General features: G+C 23.1%; 6 protein-coding genes. All 6 read right to left on the bottom strand.

What is annotated here, in order from left to right; all coding sequences use genetic code 11:
- Positions 1-161 precede the first annotated feature (161 nt).
- Positions 162-776, bottom strand: a complete 615-nt coding sequence (locus B0175_RS08670) for a hypothetical protein (protein ID WP_108528200.1) — start codon at positions 774-776, stop codon at positions 162-164.
- Complete coding sequence (locus B0175_RS08665) at positions 773-1,984, bottom strand: hypothetical protein (protein WP_228156089.1); 1,212 nt, start codon at positions 1,982-1,984, stop codon at positions 773-775. Before B0175_RS08665 ends, B0175_RS08670 begins: the two co-directional genes overlap by 4 nt.
- A 7-nt stretch (positions 1,985-1,991) precedes the next feature.
- Positions 1,992-2,561, bottom strand: a complete 570-nt coding sequence (locus B0175_RS08660) for an anthranilate synthase component II (protein ID WP_108528198.1) — start codon at positions 2,559-2,561, stop codon at positions 1,992-1,994.
- A 189-nt stretch (positions 2,562-2,750) separates the two neighbouring features.
- Positions 2,751-3,782: a hypothetical protein gene (locus tag B0175_RS08655; RefSeq protein WP_108528197.1), complete on the bottom strand. Its 1,032-nt coding sequence runs from the start codon at positions 3,780-3,782 to the stop codon at positions 2,751-2,753.
- A gap of 116 nt (positions 3,783-3,898) precedes the next feature.
- Positions 3,899-4,414 (bottom strand): hypothetical protein, encoded by a 516-nt coding sequence (locus B0175_RS08650; protein WP_108528196.1) that lies wholly within the window; start codon positions 4,412-4,414, stop codon positions 3,899-3,901.
- A gap of 110 nt (positions 4,415-4,524) precedes the next feature.
- Complete coding sequence (locus B0175_RS08645) at positions 4,525-6,243, bottom strand: hypothetical protein (RefSeq protein ID WP_108528195.1); 1,719 nt, start codon at positions 6,241-6,243, stop codon at positions 4,525-4,527.
- Positions 6,244-6,323 lie beyond the last annotated feature (80 nt).

Genomic DNA, 6,323 nt, shown 5'->3' with positions numbered 1-6,323 from the left:
AGTTTACAAAGATTACTTCTTTACAAACTCTCTTCTTTTAAAGATCGTAATTTGATTTTGAACTTCGTCTTGTCAAATTGGACGGGAATTATAATACCTTTTTCTTCTCTTGTCAAGAGTACTTTCCTAAAATGTAGCTTAAATTTCCAAATTCGCGTTTTTTACTCTATAAATGTAGTTTTGGGATAAATTTTTATCTCTTTTATTTCTTTTTTTATTGAAGTTAATTGTACGGAACAAGGCGTGTTTATCTCATATTCATAAGCTTCATCTGGTTTATGTGATAATTTTGAATAAACTTTTCCATCATTTCCAAAAGATATTTGTCCTAATGAATCTGTATTATTGCAACTAATATTTACTTTTTCAATATCAAAATTTTTACTTAAGAGTGCATATTTACTATTTTCATTATTCTCTTTACAAAAATTATTACTATGAATATATTTATTTGTTAGAGGATCTTTTAAACTTTCCTTTTGATTTGGATGTCCTGTATCATTTTTTTCACTATAAATAGAAAAGTAAATTCCTCCACCTTCATTTTCCCTACATCTAAAAAATTTCATAGTCCATCTTTTTTTATGCCATAAATCTTCATTTGAATATTTATCATCAATAAATGCTTGATATCTTGCATAAGATAAATACATAGATATTCTATTTGTTGCTTCTTCAAGTTTATTTATTTGCTTTTTAGGAATGAATAAAACATACAATAAGCCAATTAAAACTACAACTAATACCATTTCTAATAAAGAAAAAGCCTTTTTCATTTTAGATTTTTCAAATCTTTTATATAAACATCAAAAAGGTCTTTATTATAATATTTTATGCTAATTTTTTCATCATAATTAAAAAACTCTTTTGTTGACAAATAATAGTCCTCGCCTTTATTTATATTATAAAATTTTAATCGAAGTTGTAACTCTTCATCATCACAAAGAATTTCATCTATATTTTGTTCTTTTAAAGTAAAAGCTAACTCTTTTGCAAAATGGTATTGATAAACAAAATGTCTTTTTGGTTCTGAAATAATCAAATACAAAGGTTTATTTACAAATGTAAAAATAACATTTAAAGCTAACATCCCAATAATTAATATAGCAATAATATTATGCACTTTTCGAAATTGTTTTAATCTAATTCTATATGAGTGTAAAAAAGTTTTTAACATCAATGGAATAGCAATTACAACATAAGGAGCAAAATCTTCAATATAAATTTTCTGCCTAAAAGAGAACACAATAGATATAAGTAAAGCTGTAATAGATATATACCAACTTAAACTTCTCTCTTTTCTTATTGTTCCTCTATAAATTGTATATATAAAATATATAAAAAGTACAGGAGAAAATATAGCTGCATATATTGCAACTGTATCAATTAAAAATCCCTTTGGTTTTCCATCTGTAGGGAAACCATAAATGTATAAAGACAATACAAAAAGTATTGCTGAAATATATAGTAAAGTTTTATCTTTATTTCTAAAAGAAAAGAAAAAAAGTGCTAAAAAAAGAATTGCGAAAGAGTTATCAATAAATAAACAAATAAACAATAATATATAAAGATGTTTATTATATTTTTGATAATAATAAATATAAAAAAGAGTAAGAAAAGTTACAATAATTGCACTATTTACTAAAAGTGAAGCACTCAATACTCCAGGAAGAATCATAAAAATAAGGATTGATATAAATCTATCACTTTCGTATTTAAAATAATCTTCAGTTATTTTATACATTAAAATAACACTAAAAAAATAAAAAAGGATAAAAGGCAATCTTAAAGCAATATCGTTTTGTCCAAAAAGATATAAAGAAATTTTTGTGATAAAAGTTAAAATGGAATTATTTACAAAAACATTTAAGGCTTCTTTATAAGAAATACTTAAAGACAACTCTACTTTTAAAATTAAAATAGAGACAATTATCAATAAAAAAGTATAAAAAAATAGATTATATTTATTTTTAGAAGCCATCATAAATTAACTACAATTTTAAAAAATTTCCAATTATTTTGTAACCATGTTCACTCATAATTGATTCGGGGTGAAACTGTACTCCATAGATTTGTTTATTTCTTATTTCCAAAGACATAATCTCATCATCATCTGTACTATACGAAGTAACTATTATATCTTCAGGTAAATCATTTTTATCTACAATTAAAGAGTGATATCGTGTTTGAATAAACTCTTTTGGTAAACCTTCAAATATCTTAGTATTTCTTGTTACTTTTATTAAAGAAGTTTTTCCATGCATCATATTTTTTGCTCTTACAACTTTTCCTCCAAAAACTTGTCCTATTGCTTGATGTCCTAAACAAATTCCAAATATTGGTTTTTTATCAGCAAAATATTTTATAACATCTAAACAAACACCAGCTTCATTAGGAGTTGCTGGACCTGGAGAGATTATGATTTTAGAAGGATTCAACTTTTCAATTTCTTCTAAAGTTAATTCATCATTTCTAACTACTTTTAAATCAGCACCCAATTCTAAACAATATTGAACTATATTATATGTAAAACTATCATAGTTATCAATCATTAAAATCATTTATCTATATCCTTATTTGATCCCATTTTTATAGGGATTCTAGAAATATCTTTAAAGTTTATTTGAATTTTTGCTACCCTATAGCTACCCATTTTTATATTTATATATAATTTTGGTACTTTTAAAGTATAAAAAAAACTTCTTATTATACCTAATTCTAGAATATTGTTTAATTATTCAATATCCATATTATATATAAAACAAACTCTTATAACCACATTCATCTATAAATTTTTGCATCATAGATATTTTACTTCTCAGTGATCTTTCGGTAATGTAATATCCAAAATTAGCTTCTTCATTTTTATAGTTACTATAATTTTTAGAAAAATCTTCATATGTTATTATAGAAGAACAACCTTTTTTAGATATACCATGGTACTTTGTAAGGGCACATTTAATATTTTTAGTTATATATGTTTTATCTGCTATATCATCTTGATTTATCTTATAACTATGATAATCATAAATAAAAAATAAATCTGCTAATAAGATTTTATCTTTATATAATTTTTTAAAATCTTCCAAATAACCACATATAAGATCTGAATAACCATATGGGACTAGTTCTTTCTTTTCAATCAATTCATAAATATCATCACAATTACTATCACTTTTATATCCACAAGGGTATATTAAAAAGTTATTTCTTAATATATTAAAAAGATTTTTAATAATTGCACATAAATTTTCAAAATATAAATTGTTTGTTTCATTTTCATTAGTTAAAGATTCTAAATCTTTTTTAAATTCATCAAATGGTTTTAATCCAGTTGAAATATATTTTTGTTTTAATTCTCTTTGCTTTTCACTTGTTTTTTCTTCAAACTCCATATCAAGAATCATAAAAGAAAAATAATCGTATTCTAATTTTTCTTCTATGTAATTTATCTCTACATTATTTTCTTTCATATGTTTGTTATTTACTAAAACATTATCATTAGCAATATAATCAAAAATATATTTTACTTTTAAAACAATTTCTTTAACTTTTTTATTTCTAATAGCCATTAAAAAAATTATATACGAAGTCAAATTATAATTATCCATCTCTTCAAAAGTTTTATAAGCAACATCACTTCTTTTCGGTGTTTCTACAATTTCAAAAACAGTATTAAGAGTCTCATCTTCAATATCCTCATAACTTCCAAAATCTTGAAAGAATTTAAACATAACATCGAATGAAACATATTTTAGTTCTTCATCTTGATTATATCTCATAATTATATCTTTTCCTTTTTTATTAATATTTATAAAAACTCCACAATTTTATTTTAACAAAAAAAACAATAATCCAAGTAAATCAAATTTACTTAGATTATTTATGTAATTATATTTTAATTTACCATATCACTTAGACAAATATTTTCAATTTGCTTAGCAATATTATAAGCCTCTTTAATAAGAGATTGTCTATCTTGACTAAAGCTTTTAAAATCAATATCTACATCTTGTTTTAAAGTTTCAAAAATAGATATTAAACTAGAATTTAACTTATATAAAAAATCAGTTGCTTTATCTATTTTTAGTTGGTTTTGATTATCTTCATAAACTAATATTGGAGTTGATATTCCTATTGTAGAAAAATCCTCTACATTTTTAATATCAAATTTTTCTAGTTCATTTTGATGTAAACTATTGAAATATTTAGTAAAAGATATAAAGATTCCATTATAGACACTTTGTTTTAAAGAATCTAATTTAGAAAAATCCATACTATCTATCAAATTTTCAGTATCTTTTTCAATTCTTTCAAAAATATCAGATGGATTTTCATCAGAATATTTTTTTAAAGAAAAACCTACAATAACTCCTAAAGCTCCACTAACCAATAAAGGTAATACTGGCAACATTTAAACACCTCACAACTTTTTATTTACAAGAATAATTATCTTGCATAAAGTTGTAATATATGTTTATTATTATTTAATTTTAATATTCAAATTTGATAATTATTATAACTTTAGAATATATTAAATTCTCTAAGTAATAAAACTTCCCCTTGCGGTATAACACGAGTACCATATTTAGATTCGTATGAATATGAACCATTACCTTTTATAATCCCTAATTTAGTTTTATTCTCTAACCATTCTCCATTAAATTTTTCTACATAAAAGGCTCTATTTCCATTACCTTCAACAATTCCTTTTTGAGTTACTTTACCAAAAATATTTTTATCGTCTAATCTTTGAAACATTGTTCCTAAAAATACAAAACATCTATTTTTATTTTGACTCATATCGATTTCAACAAAATATTGCATATCAACTATTTCTTCACATACTCCTTTTAAAGTTTCATATGAAGAAATAAATGTTTCTTTATCTTTAAAATAAAATTCATTTTTTAAAACTTTATTTGTCTTAGACATAGATTTTATAAGCTTATTAGGTTTAATAATACCCCATTCTTTAAGTTTTATTGCATGTTCATAATTTATATTTTTATATGGTAAGTATTCCTCTGGTTCTTTAAAACCCCCTTTTTCTAAAGCAACTATCATATAAATTGGATAATTATCATACTCTCTCCATTTTCTTATCTTTTCTATAGTTAAATTTCCTTCTTTTACAAGACTTATTTCAAGATATGTAACATTATCATTCTTCCAAATTTTAACTTCTTCTGGATTATTGACACCTGCTTTTAACCAACGATTTATATTTGATATATCTTCAACTTTTTTCCACTCATTTGCTTCATGGGCAATATTTATTCCTAAATTTTTCCATTCTTTAATTTCACTTGAAGAAATTCCTAAGTCAAACCATTTTTTAAGCTCTTCTGGATTATTTATATTTAATTCTTCTATAGAATATTTTATTGTATCAGCAGAATATATTTTATTATTTGTCCAAATTTGAGCTTCGTTAGGAGTTTTTATTCCAATTGAAATAAATTTTTCTATCTCTTTTGGGTTAATTCCTAATTCAATCCAAGGACTAATAGTTTCATACGAATAACCTTTATTTGTATAGTATTTTACATTTTCAGGATAAAAATTTATACTCTTCCATTTTTTTATTTCTTCAAAATTATTTAATCCAACTTGTTGCCAATCTTTAATTTCTTTTATATTTTTAAGTGTAATACCAAGATTTATCCATTTTTCTACATCATTAGGATTATTTACATTATAATATTTCCATTTATTAATATCAGAAAGTGATAAACCTAAATTTGCCCATTTCTCCATTTCAGACAAAGAGTTTATATTATTTCTAAATAGATTTTCAAAATCTTGATCATTTTTAATGTTAAAAGTTTTCCACTTTTTTGCATCTTCTAAGTTGTTAATTCTTCTAGTATAGTAAACTATTGTTTCTTCAAATAAAATACCTTCTTTATACCACATATCTAATATTTCTGCTGTTAATTTCACTTTTAAAGCTTTTTGAATATCTTTAAAGTTAAGTTTTGTTTTTTTCCATTTAATAGCATCATCTGGATTAGTTATATTTATATTTTTCCATTGAGAAATACTCACCCTAGTTTCTCCTGCATCTAACCATTTTTTAGCATCATTAGGTGTTTTAACTCCTTGCGATCTCCAGTTTTCAATAAACATTTTATCTACACCTATTAAACCCCACTCAGAAATTTCTTTTTCTGTTAACTTACTAGCCAACAAAGATGTATTTAAAATTAATATTAGAATTAAAATTCCAAACTTTTTCATTCTATATATTCCCCTATAATCATTTGTATATATTGTATTTAAAATAAGATTAAATACATAATTTAAGGGTATAAAAAACA

The sequence above is a fragment of the Arcobacter lacus genome, from assembly GCF_003063295.1.
GTDB lineage: Bacteria > Campylobacterota > Campylobacteria > Campylobacterales > Arcobacteraceae > Aliarcobacter > Aliarcobacter lacus.
Note: the sequence above shows the minus strand (reverse complement) of the source record. Positions and strands in the feature narration are given on the sequence as shown.

Coding starts and splice junctions, on each gene's coding strand:
- B0175_RS08670 (WP_108528200.1), bottom strand. CDS start 776: ATGAAAAAGGCTTTTTCTTTATTAGAAATGGTATTAGTTGTAGTTTTA.
- B0175_RS08665 (WP_228156089.1), bottom strand. CDS start 1,984: ATGATGGCTTCTAAAAATAAATATAATCTATTTTTTTATACTTTTTTA.
- B0175_RS08660 (WP_108528198.1), bottom strand. CDS start 2,561: ATGATTTTAATGATTGATAACTATGATAGTTTTACATATAATATAGTT.
- B0175_RS08655 (WP_108528197.1), bottom strand. CDS start 3,782: ATGAGATATAATCAAGATGAAGAACTAAAATATGTTTCATTCGATGTT.
- B0175_RS08650 (WP_108528196.1), bottom strand. CDS start 4,414: ATGTTGCCAGTATTACCTTTATTGGTTAGTGGAGCTTTAGGAGTTATT.
- B0175_RS08645 (WP_108528195.1), bottom strand. CDS start 6,243: ATGAAAAAGTTTGGAATTTTAATTCTAATATTAATTTTAAATACATCT.